This is a genomic window from Ruegeria sp. AB9 (assembly GCF_056542585.1).
Genome location: NZ_JBQGAA010000006.1, coordinates 34,809 through 58,993 on the forward strand (window position 1 = coordinate 34,809; position 24,185 = coordinate 58,993).

Genomic DNA, 24,185 nt, shown 5'->3' on the forward strand with positions numbered 1-24,185 from the left:
GCGCAGTTAGAAATTCGTACTGACCAATTGCCGCATTGTTCAAGCGGCGACGTCCAGAATTGTCGTATTATAGTTTTCGCAAATAGGCCCAAGAAACATATCCCTTGAGCTTGCGCGCTCGATCCAAAGAAACCAGGCACCAACGGGTGCCACCGGTTTGTTCGCAATTGTGAACCCGCAAGGAGGTTCCATTCGGAAGGCCAACGATCACAATAAAACCTGTTCCTGGCCCAGCACGCATTTTCAGCATGTCACCCTCTTCGACGCCAAAAACCTCGAATCGTCCAAGTGAGGCGGCTTTTGCTGGTTCAGCGTTCATAGACATCCCAAGAATAAATGCCGCTATTGCGATGAAGATTATGTTACGCATCGGGTTAATCACCTCTTTTCCTCTGTGCATCCCGGACCAGTGCGGCGAGGCGATAAAACCCATGCGCCATTTTGGTATAAGGAGTAAGTATAAAGAACGTCAGAACAGATCCCAAATGGATTGCCAAAAGTGCGGGCATCAATGAGGTGGAGCCGAGCGCATAGAGCATGAGGCCACTGAAGCCAACAAAACCCAGCAGCAGGATGAAGTTCATTTCACCTCCCCATGCAGAGTGGTCGCCGAGATCACGGTCTGACTTTTGCTTCAGCAGCGCCATCCATCCGCAACCCACAGTCAGCAGAATGCCTCCGGTCATCCCGAACAACTTTGGCGCAGACCAAAACCCATAAGGTGCGTGCAGCTTAAACCCGTAATGCATGACAGTTGCGATAGATGTAGAAGCAAAGCACAGCAGGAAACCGTACATGATGGCCTGATGAATGTGGCGGCGTGTCTGGCTGAACCGGTCTTCGTCCTCGAAATTGCATCCCTCGCCGTGCCCAGCTGCAAGATCCTGCATTTTGCCGACCCGCTTGAACGCCGTTGTCAGATCGGCCATTTGAATGGGGTGGCCCCCAACCGCGTTCCAATAGCGTCTCAAGCTTATGGCTATGCTGAAAAGCGGCAGCAAGAAAGCAGGCGTGAAGATTGCGACCATCGCATTATGGGACAGGACGGCATAAAACCCCTCCCCTCCGCTTGATCCAATGGCGCGAATGACCCAAAAAAACAGCGCGAATCCAATCGCAAGCGCCAAGGCAATGGCTCCGCCATGCGTGTGGAACCGACGCGCCAGTGGTTGCGGCCAGGCGAAGCTCTCCCAACTGTCCCTGCGCACTTCGGCCAACGCTTTCGGCAGGTTCAGGTCAAACTCATGCGGCGCGGTATACTGACAGGCATAATAACAGCCCCGGCAGTTGTGGCAGAGGTTGGCCAGGTGAGTAATGTCCCCATCCGAGAATGCGCGTTGGGCGTGCAACGATGGAAAGACCGAGCAATAGCCTTCACAATATCTGCAAGCGTTGCAAATTTCGGCTTGTCGGCGGGCTTCTTGAATCAATTCAGTTTGCATAAGCGGCGGCCTCATGACCTGCGATGCGTCCAAAGACGGTCCCTATGGTCATGCCAAACCCAGCCAGATAACCCTGCCCCAAGATCGACCCGGCCATGGTTTCCCCCGCAGCCCAAAGGTTCTGGATCTTGCCGTTTGGCGTCGAACACTGCGCAGTTTCGTCTACCTTCAGGCCCAGATAGGTGAAGGTCACACCGGTGCGCAGCGAGTAGCCGTAGAATGGCGGCTCACTGATCGGACGAGCCCAGTTCGTCTTGGGCGGGGTCAGACCCGAAGTTGAAACGCCGTCCAACTCGGTTGGATGAAAGCCACTTGTATTACCACAGGCGCCATTAAACTCCGCCACGGTCGTGGTCAGCTTGTCGGTGGGCAGGTCCATCATTTTGGCCAGTTCCTCCAACGTGTCAGCCTTCAGCGGTGGGAACACCGACGGCATAAACAGGTTCAGTGATGTGCTATCGATGATCACATAGCCCACCTGATCCGGTTGGGCTGCCACTAAACGCCCCCAGATCGCGTAACGCTTGGGCCAGACGTCCTCACCCTCGTCATAGAACCGCTCGGCGTTTTTGTTGACGACAATTGAGAATGGAACGCAGTCCAGACGGGTGACGATGCCGCCGTCGAACTTCGGCGCGCGCCCGTCGATGGCAACGGCGTGGCATTGTGTCGGATCGCCAACGCCCTCAACGCCTTGATCCAGAAGATCGGCCAGCACGACACCTCGGTTATAGGGTGTGCCACGGATCAAAAAGTTCTTTGCCGCTGGCCCCCAAGCATGGGTCAGCCAATCAGTGTCGGCCTGAAACCCGCCCGAGGCGACAATAACCGCTTTAGGCGTGACGCGATGGGACTGACCTTCGTACGTGTAATCTACCCATTCGATATGATCGCGGTTCAATTCCAGGTGCGTGACAGCGGCTTCGTACCGGACATCAACCCCTAACTTTGCAGCTGTCCGGTAATAGGCATTCACCAGCGACTTGCCGCCGCCCATAAAAAACGCATTGGTGCGGGCCAGAGACAGAGTGCCCGAAAGCGATGGCTGAAACCGAACTCCTCGCTCTTCCATCCATGGCAGGCATTCCTCGGAGGTACGGATTGCCAGCCCGGCCAGATGCTCGTCGGTTTTGCCGTCGGTAACCTTCAATAAATCGGACATGTATTCGTCTTCATTGTATGCGTCGACCAAAGGGCCCAAAGGACCGGAGTGCATGCAGCGAAAATTTCTGGTATGGCGCGAATTACCACCGCGATACGGTTTCGGAGCCGTTTCGAGGATCAAAACACGCGCGCCTGTTTCGGCGGCGGTCATCGCGGCACAGAGGGCGGCGTTTCCACCACCAATCACCGCGATATCATAAGTATCTGCGTGTGCAGGCATCATTCGCTCGTCCTATTGACCCAGATCGGCTGTGCGGTCGCGTTCCTGAAGTGCGCGAATCCGCATTCGCTGGGCTGCCTGAATATGTGCCCGCATTTCCATCTCGGCGGCTGCACTGTCACGTGACTTAAGGGCCGACATAATGCACCGATGCTCGGCGACTGCGGCATCCGCCCTTTCATTGTCTAACAGTTGTGACGGCCCCAGGATCAGCAGCGCCTTTTGCAAGGACAGCATGGATTTAGTCAGAAACCGATTTTTGGCCGCATCCAGCAACGTGGCGTGAAATACCCGGTTGATCCGGGCAGCTTCCGGCCCTGTGCCTGCCTCGGCCAGCCGGTCGTTCAGCACCTCCAATTCGTCTAATTCGATATCTGACGCAGCTCGAGCCGCCAGACGGGCTGCAGTACCTTCAAGCACGGCCCGCATCTCATAAAGCTCCATCACTTCGGTGTAGCTCAGGCTTCGAACTGTCGCGCCCAGCCTTGGAACATGTGTGACAAGCCCATCTGTCTCAAGTTGCCGGATCGCTTCACGAACGGGAGTTCGGCTGACCCCCAGCCGTTCGGACAGGTCTATCTCTCTCAAGCGGTCGCCGGGCAAAAGTGCGCCTTCGCGAATCTCATCCAGCAGCCGCTGATAAGCGGAATTACCTTGTGGGCCTGGTTGTATCGGGTCGTCCTGGATGCTCATCACGTTCATACTTGCAACTTGTATCCAAATGAATACAATTGAACACATCGTGCGTCAATGACGACGGATATCCAGTTTTGCTTATTTCAGACAACCAACCTTCCCTTCTTATGAAAAGGTCGATGGCCTTTGGTATCGCAGTGCTTGGCACAGGGGTCTTTTGGATATTGGACCTGCCTCTGCCGTTCCTATTCGGTCCCATGGCCACCTGCCTGATTGCCGCGCTGGCGCAAATGCCGATGGAAGGGTTTGGGCAGGTTTCCGTCGCCGCCAGAACGATTCTGGGCGTCGCAGTTGGCGCATCTATCACACCAGCACTGTTCGCCGAACTGCCCAAGATGGCCGCATCGATCATGCTGGTCCCCTTCTTCATTGTTCTGATCGCGCTTGTCGGTGTGCCGTTTTTCCGAAAGGTCTGGGGATTTGACGAAAAAACCGCTTTTTACGCGGCGATGCCAGGCGGGTTGCAGGATATGATCATCTTTGGCACCGAGGCTGGAGCCGACCCGAGAACTCTGTCTCTGATCCACGGAACGCGCGTGTTGATCATCGTCACTTTGGCGCCATTGTTCCTGACAGTTTTCTACGGTGCCGAACTCACTAACCCAATAGGGCAGCCAGCGAATGAGCTACCGGTTCATGAGCTGCTGCTGATGGTTCTGGCGGCACTCATTGGCTGGAAAGGCGGGGAAAGAATTGGGCTGTTCGGTGCATCCATCCTTGGACCGATGATTCTGACTGCAGCATTGTCACTGGGGGATTTCATCCATTCGCGCCCGCCGCGCGAATCCGTGTTGGTCGCGCAGTTTTTCATAGGGTGCACAATTGGAGTGAAATTTGTCGGCGTGACTTGGGGTGAATTGCGCCGGGTCGTTGCTGCGGGCGTCGCCTATGTAGTTGTACTGGCCGTTCTGGCCGCAGGTTTCACGGCCGTAGTTACGACGCTTGGGTTAGGACGGCCTGTCGAAGCCTTTCTCGCTTTCGCTCCGGGCGGACAGGCCGAGATGACGGTTCTGGCCATCGTCTCGGGTGCCGATCTTGGCTTTGTAATCACTCATCACCTCACGCGAATCGTGCTGGTGATCATCGGCGCGCCTGTCGCCGCCAACCTAATCGTGCGTTGGTCCAGTCGACGGGGTTAGTCAGGCATCTTCGGCCGCAGTCACCGCGTTTTTCTGTACGATAGGGTCGCCGAGTTGAAATGTTCTGTCATTCTTAATTGTGTGGGCTAAAAAGTGCCTTCTTCGGCCCGAGGTCTGCGGTTTCTTGCTCAAAAAAACATGTGCAAACTTGGCAACGCTGAACTAACTTTCTAAATGCGGCGCTGCCTCTTCGAATGATGTGGATTGAAAACTGTGAAACCTCAACACCGCGTATCAGCGGCCCCTCGCCATGAATTGCGCAATGTACGCAATCAGGGTGTCGCCTTTCTGGCCTTAGCGTTTTTGTTCAGCATCTTCGTTAACCTCCTCATGCTGACAGGTCCCCTGTTCATGCTGCAGGTATATGATCGGGTTCTTGGCTCGCGGGCAGTTGAAACTCTGACCGCTCTGTTTTTGCTCGTTGCGTTGCTTTATGCGCTGATGGCCATGCTTGACTATGCGCGCGGTCGCATCGTTGCTCGCTTTGGTGCCCGGTTCCAGTCGCAGCTGGATGAACGCGTTTTCGAAGCTACACTGCGCCGGTCCCTGGTGCCTCAGGTGCGATCAGCTCCTGCGACCGCACTGCGAGATCTGGAGTCTATTCGTACCCTGTGTTCATCGCCTGTTTTGCTTGCAGTGATGGATATTCCATGGACACCGGTCTTTCTGGGTGCGATTTTCCTGTTTCATCCACTGCTTGGCTGGTTGGCCGTTGCAAGTGGCGTATTGCTTGTGGTGATTGCGCTGCTGAACCAGGCTTTAACCAGCCGAAAGGTGGCCGAAGCGCAATCTGCAGCCGCACGAGCCAGCGCTTTTTCCGAACACGCGCGGCAAGCGGCCGAGGTTGTGCGTTCTCAGGGCATGCAGGCAGACGTAACCAAGCGGTGGTTGAACCAGCGCTCGGTTGCTTTGCGTCAAAGCATTTCCGCCAGTGACTGGACAGGCAGTTTCACGTCATTGACCAAGTCGCTGCGGCTGTTTCTCCAGTCGGCCATGCTGGCTCTGGGCGCGTGGTTGGTTCTGCAAAACGAAATGACGCCGGGTGCGATGATTGCAGGCTCGATCCTACTGGGACGGGCTTTGGCCCCGGTCGAGCAGGCGGTTGGTCAATGGGGTTTGATCGAACGGGCACGCACGGCCTGGGGTTCGCTAAACCGGTTTCTGGATCAGACACCGCCCGAAGAACAGCGGATTCGCCTTCCGATTCCGAAATCGCGGCTGGAAGCCAAATCCCTGACCGTTGTTCCTCCGGGTGCTTCGGCACCGACGCTGCGGAATGTAAACCTGCAATTGCAGCCGGGTAAGGCACTTGGTGTGATCGGAAAAAGCGGATCGGGCAAGACGACACTGGCCAAGGCACTGCTTGGGCTTTGGCAACCGTCGGCCGGGGAGATTCGATTGGGCGGTGCAACGCTGGACCAATATGACTCCAACGATCTGGGCAGCCATATCGGATACCTGCCGCAACAGGTAACTTTGTTTAATGGAACCGTTGCCGAGAACATCGCGCGGATGTCCGAAAATCCGGATTCAGAGGCAGTGGTTGCAGCGGCCAAAAAGGCCAACGCGCATGAGCTTATCCTGTCTTTGGAAAAAGGCTACAGCACCTTCCTCGAAGGCAATGACAGTCAGTTGTCTGGAGGCCAGAAACAGCGGATTGCATTGGCCCGGGCATTATATGGCGATCCAGTTTTGTTAATTCTGGATGAACCAAACTCAGCACTCGATGCGGATGGTACCGAAGCCTTGAATGCGGCCGTACGTGGCCTCAAGGCAGCGGGAAAGGCTGCCATCATCATGACACACCGCCCGCAGGCTATTTCGGAATGTGATGATCTGGCTGTTGTCGAAAAGGGCCAAGTGGTGAGGTTCGGCAGTCGCGATGAAGTACTGAACGCAATGGTGCAAAATGCGGGCGCCATTAAGCGCAAGCTTAGCCCCGTAGGTGAATAATGGCAAAAAAATCGACTAATAAACCCCTTCCAGCCTGGGGTATCAGGACTCCTGCGTTTGTCGGATTTCTTGCCCTCGGCATTCTCGTTGGCGGATTGGGGCTTTGGTCTGTGAAAACGCGGTTAGCCGGGGCCATCGTGTCTTCGGGCGTGATCGAAGTGCAGAGCAACCGTCAGGTCGTTGAGCATCCTGACGGTGGTGTGGTTGGCGAAATTTTCGTACGCGACGGAGATGTGGTTGCCTCGGGCGATTTGCTTTTGCGGTTGGATGACACGTTTCTGTCATCGGAACAGACCATTGTAGAGTCTCAACTCTTTGATCTGCTGGCCCGCCGTGCCCGGCTTGAGGCCGAGCGGGATGGACAAACATCCGAAGAATTGGCGGCGCGACTGACTGAGGTTCAAATAGAATACAACATAGATCCCGACCTGATTGCGGGGCAACAGAACCTGTTCGACGCCCGGCTGGATACGCTGTCCAAGCAGGATGAACAGCTGAGCAAACAACTGGTTCAGATCGAAAGCGAGATTGAAGGCACGCAGGCTCAGTTGGTTTCATTACGCCGCCAGACCGAGCTGATCGAGGCGGAATTGGAAGATCAGCAAAGCCTGTTAAGCCGGGGCCTGACTCAGACCAGTCGTGTTCTGGCGCTGCAGCGGGAAGAAGCCAGCCTGACAGGTGAAATTGGCAGATTGGAAGCTTCCGTCGCGCGGCTGAAGGGGCAGATTGCGTCGACCGAAATTCAGATTGTCGAACTGACTGCTACCCGGCGGGAAGAAGCGATCACCACTTTGCGAGACGTACAGGCACAAGTGGCGGAACTGTGGGAGCGCAGACTGTCCCTGTCAGAGCGTCTGACAAGGCTGGATATCCGAGCCCCGGTTAGTGGCACTGTATACGACAGTCAGGTTTTTGCCCTGCAATCGGTCATTCAGCCGGGTGAGCCGATGATGTATGTGGTTCCGCAGGATACACCTCTGCTGGTTGCCGCGCGTGTGGATGCGATCCATGTGGATCAGTTGCATGTCGGTCAACCCGTCGCTTTGCGCTTTCCTGCGTTCAATCAACGTGAGACGCCTGAGTTGGACGGGCAGGTCAACAACGTGTCAGCCGACACATTCACGGATGAGCAGTCCGGCTTCACCTTCTACCGCGCCGAAGTGGTGCTGAATGAAGGCGAAGTGGAACGCCTCAATGGTCAGGACCTTTTGCCGGGTATGCCGGTTGAAACCTTGATTAAGACCGACGAGCGAACTCCGTTGTCCTACCTTGTCAAACCGATGGCGGATTACTTCAATCGCGCGTTTCGTGAATGATACGGGCGCGGTTATCTCTGGATAACCGCGTTTTCCCATTCGGCCAGAAACCGGCGGCGCTTCAATCTGTCCAGAAACGTCATGAGAGCCGGGTCCAGCCCGATCGTTTCTCGTTCTGTGCCCGTGCCGTACGGCGCCAGTGGTGGCAACGTAAAGGGGTCGTCTACCCGCCCGGCCTGATTGGAAACCAAGTGCTTGAGAAATGAAGTGGCAGCATCCGGTTCAGGGGTGCCATCCAGTACCATCGCTGTGCGCATCATGGTTGTCTGGAAGTCCGACGGCAGAATGATCTCCAAGGTGTCTTTGCCCCCGGCACGGGCTTCGGCATAGCTGCCTAATACATTGTAAGCCACCGCAATCTCACCGTTGACGAGGTCATCGATCATGTCAGCTGAACAACAATAAAGGCGCACATCCAATCCGCCCAAAACCTCCATCAGTCGCCAATACGTTTCTGACGCGCGGGCGTCCTGCGTTGCGAACAGGTAGCCAAGGCCGGATTGGCGGATGTCATAAGTACCAACTCGCCCGCGAAAATCATCAGGGCGCATGCGGAGGATTTCGATCAGTTGTTGCCGGGTCTCCGGGACAAGGCCACCGGCAAAGGCGGCGCGATTTACCACGATTGTCGCTGGTTCTGATGTGAAAGCAAATAGACTTTGATGCCATTGGGCCCAGGTTGGCAATGAGATGTCGTCGATAATGTGACCGAACCCATCATTTGCCAGCTTCAGTTGCAGGTCCATCGCGCTGGATATGACGACATCAAAATCTTTGGGCGCGGCGCGGACTATTCGGTCAATATCCGCTGTACCCGTGACCATGTATTCGACAGCGATACCGGGGTTTTTTTCGATAAACTCGGTGATCAGTGGCTCAAACAGAAAGGTGTCCGTGCTCGAGATGACGCGAAGATGTGCTTCATCCGCCGAGGCGTTGAAAACCTGCCTATCCTCCCAGGTTTGAGCGGCAGCAATGACTGGAAGACTGAAGAAGATCAAAGCGATAAAGTTACGCACGCGCCGCCCCCTTGCCGATTGGCCAATTCCAATGCGCCGCCATGGGCCGTTGCAACGTCCTGAACGATCGTAAGGCCCAATCCGGATCCGATGGTACCGCTTGCGTTCTTCCCGCGTTCAAAACGGCGTGTCAGCGTATCGATTTCGTTTGGGGGAAACCCGGGTCCACGATCTTTGACGCGGATTTGAATGTGTGGTTTTGATATTACCTCGATGCGGACAAAACTATCCGCCGGTGCATATTTCAGAGCATTGTCGATCATGTTGCGCACGGCGTTTTGAATAAGAATGGGGTCACCTGAATAGGAAACCTCAGGATCGCCACTCAGGGAAAGCGACAAGTCCTTCATCTCGGCTATTGGCGTGAGACGCTGCACCAGATCACGGACCAAAGCGTTGAGATCAATGTCTTCCCGTTCCAGGTGATCGGCTCGGAATGTGATCATCGCATGATCCAGCAATTGCCCCGCTGCCCGAGAGCTTTCATCAATGGCACGCACCATGGAGCGCAAAGCTTCACGGTTTTCTTCCTTTTCAACCCTCTGCAGGGTGGCATCGGCATAAGATCTGACGGTTGCCAGCGGGGTGCGTACCCGATGGGCAGCCTCAGCGATGAAATCTTCCGATTGGCTCAGTGACTGGTCCAGTCGCCCCATCAATGAGTTCAACGAAGCCACCAAAGGGGCCATTTCGCGGGGTACGGGTTTTTTGAACGGGCTCAGGTCCTGCGGGCCGCGCCGGGTCACAGAGGTCGTAAGCCTGTTCAATTGGCCAATAGTAGACGAGGTAGCCCAGAACGACAGCGCAGCGGCAAGGGCAAAGAACCCGATGCCCAAAATCGCCGCGTTGCGTGAAATCTGATCGAGAGTTTCCGCAAGCGCATCCTGGGTTTGGCCCAGGGCGACCTGAATGACGGTTTGACTGTTCAGGCCCACAAGGGTCCGGCTTGCGCTGACCTGACGAATGGTCTCGCCGCGTATCTGACTGGATTGAAAGCTCCACCTACTGTCGAATTGCCCTGATATCGGCAGGTCTTCATATCCGGACAGAAACTCGCCATCCTGAAAAATCGCATAAAATACCCGGTCGTCGGATGGCGTGCTCAGCATTGCGAAGGCTGCATATGGAATATCAACTTCCAACTGACCGTCACGCAAGGCAGCCGCGTCAAGAATTGATGTCACCGACGCCCCAAGGATGTTGTCTTGTCCTTGTTGCGCGACCTGTGCGGCGTAGTTGCGGACCGCGATAAACAAAAGAAACGCCAATATCGCGGCACCGCCAATCAAAGTCAGGACCAACCTGTTCCGAAGCGATCCTGACACATAGGGATCAGGAGGCATGATCCAGCCTGTATCCAAGACCGCGAAGCGTGGTGATCTTCAGGTCCGAAGGTTCAAGATGTTTCCGAAGGCGGCCAACGTAAACCTCAATTGCATTGTCCGAGACATCGTCATCATAAGAAAAAAGCCGGTCCGTGAGCTTTTGTTTCGAAAACACCTGACCGGGCGCGCTGATGAATAATTCCAGAAGGCGCAGTTCGCGATTACGCAACGAAACAGTCTCATCCCCAACAGTCAGATGCCCTGCCAAAGGGTCAAAAACGATACCCCCCACTTCAATCGTTGTCTTGGCGTTCCCGGATTTGCGGCGCAGAACGGCCCGGCAGCGAGCCTCGAGCTCGGCGTGGTCGAAAGGCTTGGTGACGTAGTCGTCGGCCCCCAGATCCAGCGAACCGATTCGATCCGAGACCTGACTTCGGGCTGTCAAAACGATTACGGGGGTGTCCAAATGGCCGGCACGATGCCGTTTCAGAAAGTCGCGACCGTCCCCATCAGGTAGCATGATATCCAGTAGAATAAGATCGTATTCCTGTGTTTCGGTAAAGGCAGTCGCATCGTCCAATTTGCTTGCATGATCAACAACATGTCCGTCTAACCTCATGCGGGAACAGATGGCGTTTGCTAGATCAAGATTGTCTTCCACAAGCAAGAATTTCATGGGGTTTTCGCTGTATTTTTGCGCGTGACAGGTTGATGTCAGGTTGATGTGTTTTTGTTCCATCCAATCTGAGCCGCCATGCGGCCGGTTGTCAAATGGGAGGATATCATGACGACATTCACACTGGGCCGTCGCGCCCTGATCGCAGCTGTGGCTGCTTTTAGTCTGGCCGGGCCATCTCTGGCTGAAGATCAGGTTGTTGACAGCATCCACTTTCTGATCCCCGGCGGCGCCGGTGGTGGCTGGGACGGTACCGCGCGTGGCACCGGCGAAGCGCTGACCAACGCTGGTCTTGTGGGCACCGCATCTTACGAAAACATGTCAGGTGGCGGTGGCGGCAAGGCCATCGGCTTTTTGATTGAAAATGCCGACAGCAACCACGGCACGCTGATGGTGAACTCAACACCGATCGTGATCCGCTCGCTGACTGGCGTATTCCCTCACAACTTCCGCGACCTGACATTGGTGTCGGGCACCATCGGCGACTATGCCGCGATCGTAGTGGGCAAAGACAGCCCCATCAATTCGATGGAAGACCTTCTTGCTGCTTTTGACGCCGACCCGGGCAGCACAGCGATCGGGGGCGGCTCTGTTCCTGGTGGCATGGACCATCTGGTTGCGGCGATGGTGATGGAAGCGGCCGGCAAAGATGCGCTGAGTGTCAAGTACATCCCCTATGACGCAGGCGGTAAAGCCATGGCTGCTTTGCTGTCGGGTGAAATCGCTGCTCTGTCCACCGGTTTCTCGGAAGCTGTTGATCTGGCGAGCGCGGGCGAGGTCAAGATTATCGGCGTGACATCCGAGGATCGTGTTGACGCAGCTCCTGACGCGATGACCATGAAGGAACAGGGTATCGATACCACCTTCGTGAACTGGCGCGGCTTCTTCGCAGCTCCGGGCCTGCCAGAAGACAAGCTGGCCGCCTATCAAGCCGCAATTGCCAAAATGTACGACACTCCTGAGTGGGAAGAGGTTCGTGCACGCAACGGTTGGGTGAACATCCATAATTCGGGCGATGACTTCCAGTCATTCCTGGAACAGCAGGAACAGCAGATCGGTGATCTGATGAAAAAGCTGGGCTTCCTCTAAGTCCAATTCTGGCAGAGCGGGTAGCTGCTCTGCCATCCCCAACAGCAAGAAAAAAGGAGGGGGTCTCATGGCGCTGGATCGATGGATCGCGCTCATTCTTCTGGGTGTGTGTTTAACATATGGCTACGCCGCTTGGTTCACGATGGACGGCAGCTTGCCCCCTTTCATGCAGAGAAATCCAATTTGGCCCAGCACCTTCCCTAAAGTGCTGTCGGTGCTGGGGATCGTTACGACGACGATCATTCTGCTGGGTTTCGAAAAAGCTGAACCCAAAGAAGCCGATATCGATTACCGGCGTTTAGGCGAATATCATCTGGATCAGGCGCTTATGCTGCTGGCCCTCATGGTGATCTACGCACTTTGCCTGCGCCCTGTTGGGTTTCTGATCTCTACCTCGGCCTTTCTGATCCTCGGATCTTTTATTCTGGGCGAGCGCAAATGGCACATCATGCTGCCTGTCGCGCTGATTGCGACCGGTTCGGTCTGGTATCTGGTTCAGGAAGTTCTTGGCATCTACATGCGCCCCCTGCCGGGCATTTTTGGAGGCTGACATGCTTGAAGGACTTCTGATCGGCCTGCAAACGGCATTCTCACTCCAGAACCTGCTTATGGTCATCGCAGGGTGTCTGATCGGCACTTTCATCGGCATGCTTCCGGGTCTGGGGCCGATGTCGATCATCGCCATCATGATCCCGGTTGCAATTTCCATGGGCGACCCATCCGCGGCGCTTATCCTGCTGGCCGGTGTGTATTACGGCGCTATTTTTGGCGGTTCGACGTCTTCGATCCTGCTCAACGCGCCAGGGGTCGCGGGCACCGTTGCGTCCAGCTTCGACGGTTATCCAATGGCCCGTCAGGGCAAGGCAGGTAAAGCGCTTACTATTGCAGCCATCGCAAGTTTCGCAGGCGGCACATTAGGTGCGGTGCTCTTGATGGTCTTCGCCCCTGCCCTGTCCTCAGTGGCTTTGCTCTTCCATTCAGCTGAGTATTTCGCTCTGATGGTCGTTGGCCTATCCGCCATTGCCGCCTTTGCCGGCACGGGTCAGGTCGCCAAGGCAGTTATCATGACATTGCTTGGCTTGATCATGGCAACCGTAGGTGAAGGTGCGTTGTTCAACCTTCCGCGCTTCACCATGGGCATCATGGACTTGCAATCGGGTTTTGGCTTCATCACGCTCGCAATGGCCATGTTCGCTTTGCCCGAAGCGCTGTTCCTGGTCCTTAAGCCAAAGGACCTGAAAGGCGATGATGGCGAGATCAAGGACCTTAGGATTACCAAGGCCGAAGCCAAGGCCATCGCACCCGTTATCGGCCGTCAATCGATACAAGGGTTCTTCATCGGTGTTCTGCCCGGAGCAGGCGCAACCATTGCCAGCTTCCTTGGCTACGCGGTCGAACGCAATATCGCCCCGAAAGAAGAACAGGAAGAGTTCGGCAAAGGGGCAATCAAAGGTCTGGCCGCGCCCGAAACGGCAAACAACGCCGCCTGTACCGGTTCTTTCGTGCCGCTTCTGACGCTTGGTATTCCGGGGTCAGGAACGACAGCTATCCTGTTAGGCGCTTTGATCGCGCTGAACGTGACACCTGGTCCGCGTCTGATGCTGGACGAGCCGCAGATTTTCTGGGCCGTGATCATGTCAATGTTCATTGGCAATCTTGTCCTGCTGGTCCTGAACCTGCCGTTGATCCCATATATCGCCAAGGTTTTGTCGGTTCCGCGCAATTACCTGATCCCCTTCATTTTGTTCTTCACCCTGATGGGAGCCTATATCGGCCAGAACAATGCAACTGAGCTGTTGATACTTGTTGGCTTCGGCATCTGTGCGACCGCATTGAAGTTTGCCGACTACCCGCTGGCGCCGTTGCTGATCGGCTTCATCCTCGGTGGCATGATGGAGGACAACTTTGCCCGCTCGATGCAGCTCTATGACGGCATCGCCTTCATCTGGGAGCGCCCAATGACGTTGGGTTTGCTGGTCATCGCAGCTTTGCTGGTGCTATTGCCCAGCTACCGTGCACGCCGCGCGCGAGCCCGAGCTGATGGGGTTGCAGAAGGTGACTGAGCCACTGGCAGGGATACGGGTTCTCGATCTGACAAATGTGCTCGCTGGTCCGTATTGCTGCTATCAACTGGCATTGATGGGTGCCGAAGTGATCAAGGTCGAGCGCCCTGGTGGCGGCGACCTTGCCCGCGTTCTCGGGGCTGACCCCAATAGAAATAAAGCGGGTATGGGCATCAGTTTTCTGGCGCAAAATGCCGAAAAGAAATCCGTCACGCTGGATATGAAGTCGGTAAAGGGCAAGGCAATGCTGAAACGCCTTGTTGAGTCAGCTGATGTTTTGGTCGAGAACTTTCGACCTGGTGTTATGGATCGTCTTGGTCTTGGCTATGACGTATTGCGCAAGGTCAATCCCAATCTGATCTACTGTGCCATCAGCGGGTTCGGTCAGGATGGTCCCAGGCGAGACGATCCGGCCTATGACCAGATCGTGCAGGGTATCAGTGGCGTGATGTCTATCACCGGGGCGCCGGACACAGCGCCCTATCGCGTCGGCTATCCTTTGGCGGACACGGTTGGAGGCATGACGGCCGCTTTTGCAGTTGCTGCCGCATTGAACGCAAACCCGCGTGGATCCTATCTGGATATTGCTATGACCGAGGCGGTGATTTCGACAATGGGTTGGGTCGTCTCAAACTATTTGGTCGGCGGCGTGACGCCAGAAGCTCATGGTAATGAAAACACGACTTCAGCGCCGTCAGGAACATTTGCCACCTCCGACGGCGTCATCAACATTGCCGCGAACCGTGACGAGCAATGGCAGGCTCTAGCCCGGTATTTGGGCCGAAAAGACCTGCTGGAACACCCGAACTACATGACGCGCGAGGACCGGAAGAAAAACCGCCATACCTTGCGCGACGAGCTCGAGAAAACACTGCGAACCAAATCGGCGGGAGACTGGGTGCGGGAACTCAATGCTATTGGCGTACCTACCGGGCAGGTGTTGACCGTGGCCGAGGCGCTTGATGACGAACAGCTTTCCGGTCGGGGCCTGATCGGGTCTGTGCGGGTTCAGGGCGAAGACATGAAGCTTGCGGGCAGTCCCGTTGTCATGGACGGCGCGCGGCGAATGCCGCAGACCGCACCGCCAGAGCTTGGGGCCGACAACAAAATGATCTGGCCCGAAATGGGACTGTCCGACGCGGAAATTGACGCTTTGAGTAAGGAAGGCATCATATGAGCGATGTGTCCGATTGGTGGATGACATCCATCATCGATATGGAACCCGGCCGGATCGATCTGCGTGGAGAACCGATCCAGAATCTGATTGGGCATCTCAGCTTTGCCGAAATGATCTGGTTCATGGTTCGCGGTGATCGCCCATCTGAGGCGCAGGCTCGAGTATTCGAGGCTGCATTGGTCGCCGCTGTGGACCATGGACCTCAGGCGCCTTCAATCGCAACCGCGCGTATGGCCGTGACTTGCGGCCTGCCCCTCAACAACGCAATTGCAAGTGCTGTGAACATGTTGGGAGACATTCACGGCGGGGCCGGAGAGCAGGCTGTAACTCTTTATCACTTTGTCATCGAGCACCCCGGAGCTTTGGCGCAGGCGCTGGACGACTGGATTGAGCGCGAAGGAAAGATATTGCCGGGTTTTGGCCACCGGTTTCACACCCCAACAGATCCTCGTGCGCCGCGTCTGATGGCATTGGTTTCTGAAGCCGTGAAAAACGGGGCTTGCAATGGTCGGTTCATGCAGACCGGGCAAGCTATCGAGGCAGAGTTGGCACGGCGCAAGGGGAAGCCGGTTCCAATGAACATAGATGGTGCCACCGCGGTTATCTACGCCGAGCTTGGCTTTGCGCCCCCTTTGGCGCGCGGTCTCTTCTGCCTGTCCAGATCTGTTGGCATTCTGGCCCATGCGTGGGAACAGATGCAGCAAGGAGGCCGGAACAAGGGACCGACCCCGCCTGCCTATCGCTGGACGTTTACAGAGACGTGAGCGTCTTCAGGCGGTTCTGAGGCGTGGGCGTTTGGCCAACAGATCAGCTGCTGCCCGGGCAATCATCAGTTCTTCATTGGTCGGGATCGCCATGACCACCACGCGGGACAGATCGGTTGAAATGACCTGATCGTTATCTGCATTTGCGTCAGGATTCAGCTCGATGCCCAGCCATCCCATCCCGGAACACACCCGGTCACGCACCAGACGCGAGTTTTCTCCAATCCCGCCGGTGAACACCAAAGCATCGATTCCACCGAGAATGGCCGCCATCGCGCCAAGTTCCCGCCGAATACGGAAGGTGAAATAGCTGATAGCCTGACGGCTCTCGCGTGTGTCCGCCTTTTCAAGGGTGCGCATATCGTTGGACAGCCCGGAAAGGCCCAACAAACCCGATTTGCGGAACAAGAGGTCCGAGATTTCGTCCGCGCTCATCCCTTCCTGATCCATCAGGTACAGCACGACACCGGGATCCAGCTGACCGCAGCGCGACCCCATCGGCAACCCATCCAGGGCCGAAAACCCCATGGTCGAACCCACAGATCGCCCCCCGATCATTGCACACATCGACGCGCCATTGCCCAGATGGGCCACGACCACTCGCCCTTCGTGCAGAAGCGGCGCTGTTTTCGCCATATGATCCGAGATGTATTCGTAGCTGAGCCCGTGAAAGCCATAGCGCCGAACGCCTTTGTCGTAATACTCGCGCGGCAAGGCGAAAACGTCATTCTCCCATGGATGATTGCGATGGAAGGCTGTGTCGAAACAGGCGATCTGAACAGCGTTTGGAAAACGCTCCATAGCGGCCTTGGCCCCGGCCAGATTGTGCGGCTGATGCAAAGGTGCGAACGGAGACAGCTTGTCCAGCGCTTCAATCGAAGCCTTGGTCAGTGGCAGAGGCGCATCGATATCAGGCCCACCGTGGACAACACGGTGCCCGACCGCAGTCACATCGCTGTTTGGGAAAGAACGAGCTAGCAGGTTCAAAACCCAATCCAGGGCTGCAGCGTGATCATGTATTTCTCCGGCAGTGCCGCTGGCGAGGACGCTTCCGTCGGAAGACTTCGCTTTAACAAGCGGTTCCTGTTCTCCAATCTGTTCGACCGCTCCGGTGCAAACCATGATCGGATCATCTTCGGTCAGTTCAAACAGACCAAATTTCATAGAAGACGATCCGGCGTTCAGTGTCACGACATGTGTCATGTGGGTGCTCCGGCGTGCGGAAGAATAAAGGCATCGTGTAGTGCTGCCACAGCGCACGACGCCAGCCGTGCTTTATCGTCATCGGCCCGGCTGGTCAAAATGATCGGTGCTTTGGCACCCATAACCAGACCGGCCCCTTCTGCATTGGCGATATAGGTTAGCTGCTTGGCCATCATGTTTCCGGCATCCAGATTGGGCATCACCAAAATATCCGTTTTGCCCGCGACATCCGACACAATTCCCTTGGACCGGGCGGCAGCAAGGCTGACCGCATTGTCCATGGCAAGAGGGCCGTCAACCAACCCACCCGTAATCTGTCCGCGTTCCGCCATTTTCGATAACAAGGCCGCGTCAACAGATGATCGGATGGCCGGATTGACGGTTTCGATGGCAGAAAGGATGCCTGCCCTGGGGTTTTCGATCCCCAGCGACAGGGCCAGATCAATCGCATTCTGGACAATGTCAATCTTGGTTTCCAGATCCGGTTCGATATTAATCGCCGCGTCTGTCACCAAGAGCGGTCTGGGTTGCCCGGGCACGTCCATGACAAAGACATGAGTAAAGCGGCGGCCAGTACGCAGACCATTCTCGCGCCTGAGCGCAGCCTTCAGCAATTCATCCGTATGCAGATGCCCTTTCATGAGCGCTTTCGCTCGACCTTCCACAACAAGGTCGACCGCAGTGTTGGCCGCACTCAAATGATCGTTCTGTGGTATGATTTCAAACGTGTCCAACGACGCTCCGATTTCGGCGGCTGCGGTTGCGATTTTGTCCGGGTCACCGATCAGAATGGGGGTGATGATGGTTTCATGCGCGGCCAGCAAAGCTCCACCCAAGGAATTTGGTTCTTCCGGGGCCACAACGGCTGCGGGCATGGGCGGCAGTGGGCGCACTTTTTCCAGCATGGCATCAAAGTGCCGATGACGTTTCACCACCAGGCCAGGTAAATCCAACTCAGCAAACACCAACTCCTTATCCGGCGCGACCACAACGGCCTGCCCGCTAACGATCACAGCACCATCCGATAGACGCGTGACGATCGTATCGAAGACGACCTCGCGGTTCGGTCGCTTTTCCGAAACGGTGACTTTGGACACCAGCTCATCACCGGCATGCGCCCGCTCAACAAAATCGAAACTCTGCGATTTATAGAGCGTCCCCGCCCCCGGCAGAACGTTCCCCAACACGGCAGAGATCAATGCCCCCACGAACATTGCAGGTGCAACAGCTTCGTTGGCGTGATCGCCGTCGCCGTCCTCGCTGGCCAAATGGAGCGGATTGTGGTTGCCGGAATTGTTGGCGAACACATAGAAATCGTCGACTGAGCAGGTGCGAACCAACTCGGCTGTATCGCCGACCTGAAGCTTGTCATAAGGCTTGTTGTGATAGTGCATTGGGTTTCGTTTCCGCTTCGGTCTGCGTGACGGGTTTTGCGTACTCTCTTGCTGATACCCAGTTCAGGGCTCAATGAAAACAACGCACAAAGACCGCCCGTAATGGCCAACACGCTAATTCCGATATGCAACGTCTTCATGTCGTCGCGCCCGGAAAGTGTGCATATTGCAGATCAGGTGCGCCGCTTCCCGCCGCCACCCTGTTTGCGCATCGAAAGACCTATCCGTTTTCTCGGCACATCCACCTCGACGACACGGACTTTCACAACTTGCCCGGCTTTAACGACCTCATGCGGGTCTTTAACAAAGCGGTCGGCCAGTTGGCTGACATGAACCAGACCGTCCTGATGAACGCCCACATCCACAAATGCCCCAAAGGCGGCCACGTTTGTCACAGTGCCCTCAAGAACCATTCCGGATTTCAGGTCGGTAATCTCTTCAATTCCATCCGCAAAAGAAGCCGTGACAAAGCTGGGCCGGGGGTCCCGTCCGGGTTTCTCAAGCTCGGCAAAGATATCCTGAACAGTGGGAAGACCAAAATCTTCGGTCACGAATTGCTGTGCCCGCAGCCCTTTCAAGGCCCCTTCATGGCCCATGATGTGCCTGATGTCGCGCCCGCAGGCAGAAACGACACGTCGGGCGACATCATAGGCTTCCGGGTGAACCGACGACGCATCAAGCGGTTCCGCACCGTCCCGGATGCGTAGGAAACCGGCACATTGTTCAAACGCCCGTGGGCCCAGCCGGGCGACGGATAACAGATCTTTGCGCGATTGAAACGGCCCGTTCAGATCGCGGTGCGTGACTATCGCTTCGGCCTGGGCCGGACCCAAACCGGAAACGCGCGACAACAACGGCGCGGAGGCTGTGTTCAGGTCGACACCAACGGCGTTCACCACATCTTCGATTGCCGAATCAAGGGATTGCGACAGGCGGTGTTGGTCAACGTCGTGTTGGTATTGCCCTACGCCGATTGATCTCGGTTCGATTTTGACCAGTTCCGCCAACGGATCCTGCAACCGCCTTGCGATGGACACCGCGCCGCGCAGCGAAACATCCAGGTCCGGAAACTCGCGCGCAGCCAGTTCGGATGCGGAATAGACCGAGGCGCCGGCCTCGGACACCACCACCTTTGTCGGCGCTTTTACGGTTTTCGGAAGCAGGGCCAGCGTGTCTGTGACCAACCGTTCCGTTTCTCGGCTTGCGGTTCCGTTCCCGACGGCGATCAATTCGATCTGGTGGGCCGAGATCAGATTGAGGATGGTTGCTTGCGCGCCGCGTAAATCGTTCTTCGGTTGGAATGGATAGAGCGTGTCGGTGGCCACGACCTTACCGGTTGCATCAACCACGGCCGCCTTAACGCCGGTGCGGATGCCCGGGTCGAGACCCAAAGTGGCCTTGGCACCTGCAGGAGCGGCAAAAAGCAAGTCCTTGAGGTTGCGCGAAAAAACCTGAATGGCCTCGTCCTGTGCCCGGCTGCGCAGATCGGCCATCAGTTCGACCATCATGGACAGTGAAAGCTTAACCCGCCATGTCCAGCCGGCGACTTTGCGCAGCCAAGCATCGCCCGGCCCTTTGCCACGTGTCTGCAAATGTGCAGCGACAATGGTCTCGGCCCGCGCTGCCCCAAATTCCGCTTCCGGCGCGATATCAAGCGTAACAATGCCCTCTTTTGAGGCGCGCAGCATTGCTAGCGCCCGATGCGATGGGACATCCGCCCAAAGCTCGGAATGATCAAAGTAATCGCTGAACTTCGCGCCTTCTTTTTCCTTCCCTTCAATGACCTTGGCGCTCAGCAGAGCCTCGCGCTGCATGAATGCGCGCAACTCACCTAGCAATGTCGCGTTTTCCGTCAATCGTTCAGTCAGAATGTCCCGCGCACCATTCAACGCGTCCCGACACGTGGGAACAGCGTCAGTCAGATAGGCTTCGGCCAGTGTTTCCGGTTCCGCGTTACGGTCGGTCAGAATGGCATCCACCAAGGGCTCCAGACCGTTTTCGCGCGCAATCATTGCCTTGGTGCGCCGCTTGGGCTTGTAAGGCAGATAGATGTCTTCCAGCTGTGCCTTGGTTTCGGCCCGATCTATCGATTTGCTCAAGTCCTCGGTCAATTTCCCCTGATCTCTTATCGAGTTCAGAATGGTTTCGCGTCGTGCCTCAAGTTCACGCAGATAGGTCAGACGCTCGGACAATACGCGCAATTGGGTATCGTCCAAACCGCCGGTCGCTTCTTTCCGATAGCGCGCGACAAAGGGCACTGTCGCGCCGTCGTCCAGCAGTTTGATCGCTGCACCAACCTGATCGGAACGGGCATTAATCTCGGTGGCGATGTTGCGGGCGATACGGTCCAAGTGGGCCTCCTGAAGCGACGGTGGAAGGGCTTCATAACCAGCCGTTTCAGCAAGGGAAAGACCCTTGTTCCGATCTGTCGTCGAGCATCAGCAGATAGCCGCTATTTCATGCGGCTATCCGGCTGTTTGGGTTAGGCGGCAAACAGATTCTGCTGCAGATCCCGGTCCAGTTGCCTGTCGCTCTCGATCAGGGCCTGAACTGCCGGGCGCGTCAGAACGCGTTGGCGATAGGCCTCGATATTCGGATAAGCTGTGTGATCTACCTGCGCATACCCGGACAGCACAAAAAACCATGTCAAATAAGCGTCTGCTGCGGAAAACCTGTCGCCCAGCAAAAATTCACGCCCGTTCAGTTGGTTTTCAAGAACCTCGAACCGCAGTGGTGCCAAGGCCCGGACACGATCTTTCACCTCATATGTGGCTTCCTGATAGAACACGACGCGGAACAATCCCTTGTGCAATTCGGTCGCGCAAAAGGCCAACCAGCGAAGCATCTGATAGTATTCGGGGCTGGGGGGATCGACTCGGAAATCCGCATTCGTGGACTGCGATTGAATCCAGGCGATCACGGTCGAGGTTTCGGTCAGCAGGGTGCCGTCCTCCAGCTTTAGAACCGAAACCTGACCCAGCGGGTTAACGTCGTAGAGCGACCCGCCTGCAACCAGCTCCTTGGTGGCCAGATTGAGAGGCGCAATATCCAGATCAACCCCACCCTCGGCCGCTGCAAAACGCGCTGCCAGTGAGCATGTGAGAGGGGCGTGGTAAAGTGTCGTCATCTGTTTCTTTGTCCTTTCAGGTTCTTATGCCGTTGCCAGATAGTCAGAAGTGGTCACAACTTTGGCATAAGCAAAACCAAGCGCGGACATATAGGCTTTGTGCACCTGCTCCGCGGGGATCACCTCGCCGTTGAATTCCAGATCGCGAGAAGAACAAGCGTCTTCGACCACGGTGACGTTCAAACCGATATCCGCGGCGTTACGGGTGGCGGCATCGATGCACATATGGCTCATGTCGCCCGCAATTGTCACGTCAGTGACGCTGTTCTCTTCTAAGAGCGTCTGCAAATTGGTGTCACGGAACGCATTAACATAGTGTTTGAGAACCTTGTATTCGCCCGCTTTCGGCGTCACCGAACTGTGAATCTCGGCCCCTGTTGTGTTTGGCTCAAAGAAAGGAGGGTTCTCGATCTGAAATTCGTGATGCACGTGCACGATCATCTGACCAGCTGTGCGGGCCTGTTCCAACAAACGAGCAGCGTTTGCGGCACTCTCTTTGATCTTGTGCAGCTCCCATTTGCCACCGGGGAAATAGTCGTTCTGAATGTCGATCAGGATCAAGGCGGATTTTGTCATCTTTGTTTCCGTTTCTGGTGAATGAAGTTGGGATATAGGCCGGGGTTCTCCAAAGTTTGATTGGCGTATCGGACATAAACGATGTTAAATCGGACAAATGACCCAAGTACCTGATGTCATCACGATCGGTTTGGCTGGCTATCCCGAAGCTCAAAACTCCGCGATCCATGGATTGCAGGATTTGTTTACTGTTGCGAACCGACTTCAGCAGAAGTATTCCGACCATCTGCGCCCGATTGACACACGGGTCGTACGGAATTTTACCAATACCGAAAGCCGTTTGGATGCACTGGTTTTGCCCCCTTCAATAGGACCACGGATCACTGGCGCAAATGAGCAAGGCGTAATCAACTGGTTCCGGCAGCACCACCAGCAGGGCGCACTGGTTTGTTCAGTATGCGCAGGCGCATTCCCGCTGGCAGCATCCGGCCTGTTGGATGGTCGAAAAGCCACAACCCATTGGGCACTGGCGTCGGAGTTCACGGCCAATTTCCCCAAAGTTCACCTGCGTGCCGAACGATTGTTGATTGATGATGGTGATATCGTCACGGCTGGCGGGTTGATGGCGTGGACGGATTTGGGTCTGCGCCTGATCGCCCGGTTTATGAGTCCGGCACTTATGCTTGAAGTTGCGCGATTTTTCTTGATCGACCCCGGTGAACGAGCACAGAGTTTCTACAGTTCGTTTTCACCTAACCTGACCCATGGCGACAATGCGATCCTGCGGGCCCAGCATTGGATGCAGACGAATTACACCCAACAAGTAAGCGTTTCGGATATGGCGCGCCATGCACGGCTGGAACTGCGTACATTCGGGCGCAGGTTTCACACGGCAACCGGGGTCAGCCCATCTGAATATTTGCAGCAGCTGCGCATAGGGAAAGCCAAAGAGCAGTTGGAGTTGTCGATAACCAGCGTTGAAACGATAGCCCGGGACGTGGGCTATATGGACATATCTGCGTTTCGGCGCATGTTTCAGAAAACCGTCGGCTTGACGCCCGGCGAATACCGAAACCGGTTTTCGCCAGCTCAGCTACCCGAGACACCAGCGCGTGGAATGCGCGACGGTATCAACCCCATGGCATAAGTCCGCCGTATCCGGTACGCGCGCTCACGGTATGCGCCATGTGCGCCAATGTCGTCAGGTCATAAACTGGCAGTTTGAGCTCCTCCTGAATGCGGGCAGCGTAAGGCGGAAGGTCGGTGCATTCCAATACCAGAGATCGTATTTCGGGCGTGTCGCATTTCAGCCTGCGCGCGGCGTCCAGCACTTCGGCCTCGATCAGATCGGTGTCCATGCGGGTGCGCGTGTTGCGCAGGATCACCTCGGCAAACTCGCTGGTGTGTTCCAACCCCTGTACGGCCACAGGAATATCCCCTGCACCGACGCCGTCGAAATGGCGTTGTGTCAGCGCCGAGGCATCGGCGGTAATCACTCCAACAGGCGCGTTGGCTCCGGCCATGTGATAGGCCAGCGGCACCTGTATCAGGCTGGAGGCGAAGACAGGCACCGAAACGGCTGCGGCCAGCTCTTTCTGGAATAGTGCCAGAAACCCGCAACTGCCGGTAATGGCACGCACGCCTTCGGCCTCAAGCCGTTGTGCGCCCTTGATGAATGGATCCAACAATTCAGGCGTCGGGTTGTTCAGCAGTGTTGGCACTGTGATACCATCTATCATCTCGTACAGCACCGGGAACGGCAGGCTGGATGGGTTTTTGATATGCCCGGGAGGTTTGGGGAAATAGCTTTCCAGACACAAAACCCCGATGGAGGCGCCGCAGATATTCTGTCCACCCTGGTAGATCGGCATAGTGTGGTAATCCTTCTTCGAAACGGTGGCT

The 24,185-nt window shown here is 56.1% G+C and carries 22 protein-coding genes; 9 read left to right on the top strand and 13 right to left on the bottom strand.

The window, feature by feature from the left end; genetic code table 11:
* Positions 1-67 precede the first annotated feature (67 nt).
* From ACR0K5_RS14105 to ACR0K5_RS14120, 4 genes are read right to left on the bottom strand one after another with little or no spacing between them, the layout of a single operon-like run.
* Positions 68-325, bottom strand: coding sequence for an SH3 domain-containing protein (locus ACR0K5_RS14105; protein ID WP_480630443.1), 258 nt, complete (start codon positions 323-325; stop codon positions 68-70).
* Between the two features lie 49 nt (positions 326-374).
* Entirely contained in the window at positions 375-1,442 is a 1,068-nt protein-coding gene (tcuB, locus tag ACR0K5_RS14110) for a tricarballylate utilization 4Fe-4S protein TcuB (protein WP_480630287.1), read from the bottom strand.
* Positions 1,432-2,826 (bottom strand): FAD-dependent tricarballylate dehydrogenase TcuA, encoded by a 1,395-nt coding sequence (tcuA, locus tag ACR0K5_RS14115; protein WP_480630444.1) that lies wholly within the window; start codon positions 2,824-2,826, stop codon positions 1,432-1,434. Before tcuA ends, tcuB begins: the two co-directional genes overlap by 11 nt.
* 12 nt (positions 2,827-2,838) lie before the next feature.
* Complete coding sequence (locus ACR0K5_RS14120) at positions 2,839-3,519, bottom strand: GntR family transcriptional regulator (RefSeq protein WP_480630288.1); 681 nt, start codon at positions 3,517-3,519, stop codon at positions 2,839-2,841.
* Between the two features lie 110 nt (positions 3,520-3,629).
* Between ACR0K5_RS14120 and ACR0K5_RS14125 the strand changes: the two genes are divergently transcribed.
* From ACR0K5_RS14125 to ACR0K5_RS14135, 3 genes are all read left to right on the top strand, one after another.
* Entirely contained in the window at positions 3,630-4,661 is a 1,032-nt protein-coding gene (locus ACR0K5_RS14125; RefSeq protein ID WP_480630289.1) for an AbrB family transcriptional regulator, read from the top strand.
* 213 nt (positions 4,662-4,874) lie between these two features.
* Positions 4,875-6,614 (top strand): type I secretion system permease/ATPase, encoded by a 1,740-nt coding sequence (locus ACR0K5_RS14130; RefSeq protein WP_480630290.1) that lies wholly within the window; start codon positions 4,875-4,877, stop codon positions 6,612-6,614.
* Positions 6,614-7,930, top strand: a complete 1,317-nt coding sequence (locus tag ACR0K5_RS14135; protein WP_480630291.1) for an HlyD family type I secretion periplasmic adaptor subunit — start codon at positions 6,614-6,616, stop codon at positions 7,928-7,930. Before ACR0K5_RS14130 ends, ACR0K5_RS14135 begins: the two co-directional genes overlap by 1 nt.
* Positions 7,931-7,941: 11 nt before the next feature.
* Here the strand turns inward: ACR0K5_RS14135 and ACR0K5_RS14140 are convergent, their stop codons facing one another.
* The 3 genes from ACR0K5_RS14140 to ACR0K5_RS14150 are packed head-to-tail and all read right to left on the bottom strand — an operon-like array spanning position 7,942 to position 10,950.
* Positions 7,942-8,949 (bottom strand): ABC transporter substrate-binding protein, encoded by a 1,008-nt coding sequence (locus ACR0K5_RS14140; RefSeq protein ID WP_480630292.1) that lies wholly within the window; start codon positions 8,947-8,949, stop codon positions 7,942-7,944.
* Entirely contained in the window at positions 8,928-10,292 is a 1,365-nt protein-coding gene (locus ACR0K5_RS14145; RefSeq protein ID WP_480630293.1) for a sensor histidine kinase, read from the bottom strand. Before ACR0K5_RS14145 ends, ACR0K5_RS14140 begins: the two co-directional genes overlap by 22 nt.
* Positions 10,282-10,950 carry a response regulator transcription factor gene (locus tag ACR0K5_RS14150; protein WP_480630445.1) on the bottom strand — a complete coding sequence of 223 codons (669 nt, stop codon included), beginning with the start codon at positions 10,948-10,950 and terminating at the stop codon, positions 10,282-10,284. The genes ACR0K5_RS14145 and ACR0K5_RS14150 overlap by 11 nt, the downstream gene beginning before the upstream one ends.
* 108 nt (positions 10,951-11,058) lie before the next feature.
* Between ACR0K5_RS14150 and ACR0K5_RS14155 the strand changes: the two genes are divergently transcribed.
* The 5 genes from ACR0K5_RS14155 to ACR0K5_RS14175 all read left to right on the top strand — a co-directional run bounded on the left by ACR0K5_RS14155 (position 11,059) and on the right by ACR0K5_RS14175 (position 16,043).
* The gene (locus tag ACR0K5_RS14155) at positions 11,059-12,039 is read left to right on the top strand and encodes a Bug family tripartite tricarboxylate transporter substrate binding protein (RefSeq protein ID WP_480630294.1); all 981 of its coding nucleotides are present in this window, start codon (positions 11,059-11,061) and stop codon (positions 12,037-12,039) included.
* Between the two features lie 67 nt (positions 12,040-12,106).
* The gene (locus ACR0K5_RS14160) at positions 12,107-12,589 is read left to right on the top strand and encodes a tripartite tricarboxylate transporter TctB family protein (protein ID WP_480630295.1); all 483 of its coding nucleotides are present in this window, start codon (positions 12,107-12,109) and stop codon (positions 12,587-12,589) included.
* A gap of 1 nt (position 12,590) precedes the next feature.
* Positions 12,591-14,102, top strand: a complete 1,512-nt coding sequence (locus tag ACR0K5_RS14165) for a tripartite tricarboxylate transporter permease (RefSeq protein WP_480630296.1) — start codon at positions 12,591-12,593, stop codon at positions 14,100-14,102.
* Complete coding sequence (locus tag ACR0K5_RS14170; RefSeq protein WP_480630297.1) at positions 14,080-15,279, top strand: CaiB/BaiF CoA transferase family protein; 1,200 nt, start codon at positions 14,080-14,082, stop codon at positions 15,277-15,279. Before ACR0K5_RS14165 ends, ACR0K5_RS14170 begins: the two co-directional genes overlap by 23 nt.
* Positions 15,276-16,043: a citryl-CoA lyase gene (locus ACR0K5_RS14175; RefSeq protein WP_480630298.1), complete on the top strand. Its 768-nt coding sequence runs from the start codon at positions 15,276-15,278 to the stop codon at positions 16,041-16,043. Before ACR0K5_RS14170 ends, ACR0K5_RS14175 begins: the two co-directional genes overlap by 4 nt.
* Before the next feature lie 6 nt (positions 16,044-16,049).
* Here ACR0K5_RS14175 and ACR0K5_RS14180 read toward each other — a convergent pair whose 3' ends face one another.
* The 5 genes from ACR0K5_RS14180 to ACR0K5_RS14200 all read right to left on the bottom strand — a co-directional run bounded on the left by ACR0K5_RS14180 (position 16,050) and on the right by ACR0K5_RS14200 (position 22,343).
* The gene (locus ACR0K5_RS14180; RefSeq protein ID WP_480630299.1) at positions 16,050-17,246 is read right to left on the bottom strand and encodes an acetate/propionate family kinase; all 1,197 of its coding nucleotides are present in this window, start codon (positions 17,244-17,246) and stop codon (positions 16,050-16,052) included.
* Positions 17,243-18,640 (bottom strand): bifunctional enoyl-CoA hydratase/phosphate acetyltransferase, encoded by a 1,398-nt coding sequence (locus ACR0K5_RS14185; protein ID WP_480630300.1) that lies wholly within the window; start codon positions 18,638-18,640, stop codon positions 17,243-17,245. Before ACR0K5_RS14185 ends, ACR0K5_RS14180 begins: the two co-directional genes overlap by 4 nt.
* Before the next feature lie 173 nt (positions 18,641-18,813).
* Positions 18,814-20,991: a Tex family protein gene (locus tag ACR0K5_RS14190; protein WP_480630301.1), complete on the bottom strand. Its 2,178-nt coding sequence runs from the start codon at positions 20,989-20,991 to the stop codon at positions 18,814-18,816.
* 131 nt (positions 20,992-21,122) lie between these two features.
* Positions 21,123-21,767 carry a glutathione binding-like protein gene (locus ACR0K5_RS14195; RefSeq protein ID WP_480630302.1) on the bottom strand — a complete coding sequence of 215 codons (645 nt, stop codon included), beginning with the start codon at positions 21,765-21,767 and terminating at the stop codon, positions 21,123-21,125.
* A gap of 24 nt (positions 21,768-21,791) precedes the next feature.
* Positions 21,792-22,343 carry a cysteine hydrolase family protein gene (locus ACR0K5_RS14200; protein ID WP_480630303.1) on the bottom strand — a complete coding sequence of 184 codons (552 nt, stop codon included), beginning with the start codon at positions 22,341-22,343 and terminating at the stop codon, positions 21,792-21,794.
* 97 nt (positions 22,344-22,440) lie between these two features.
* Here ACR0K5_RS14200 and ACR0K5_RS14205 point away from each other — a divergent pair, with 97 nt between their 5' ends.
* Entirely contained in the window at positions 22,441-23,430 is a 990-nt protein-coding gene (locus ACR0K5_RS14205) for a GlxA family transcriptional regulator (RefSeq protein WP_480630304.1), read from the top strand.
* Here the strand turns inward: ACR0K5_RS14205 and ACR0K5_RS14210 are convergent.
* Positions 23,414-24,154 (bottom strand): aspartate/glutamate racemase family protein, encoded by a 741-nt coding sequence (locus ACR0K5_RS14210; protein ID WP_480630305.1) that lies wholly within the window; start codon positions 24,152-24,154, stop codon positions 23,414-23,416. The two genes, ACR0K5_RS14205 and ACR0K5_RS14210, sit on opposite strands and share 17 nt — an antisense overlap.
* Between the last annotated feature and the right edge of the window lie 31 nt (positions 24,155-24,185).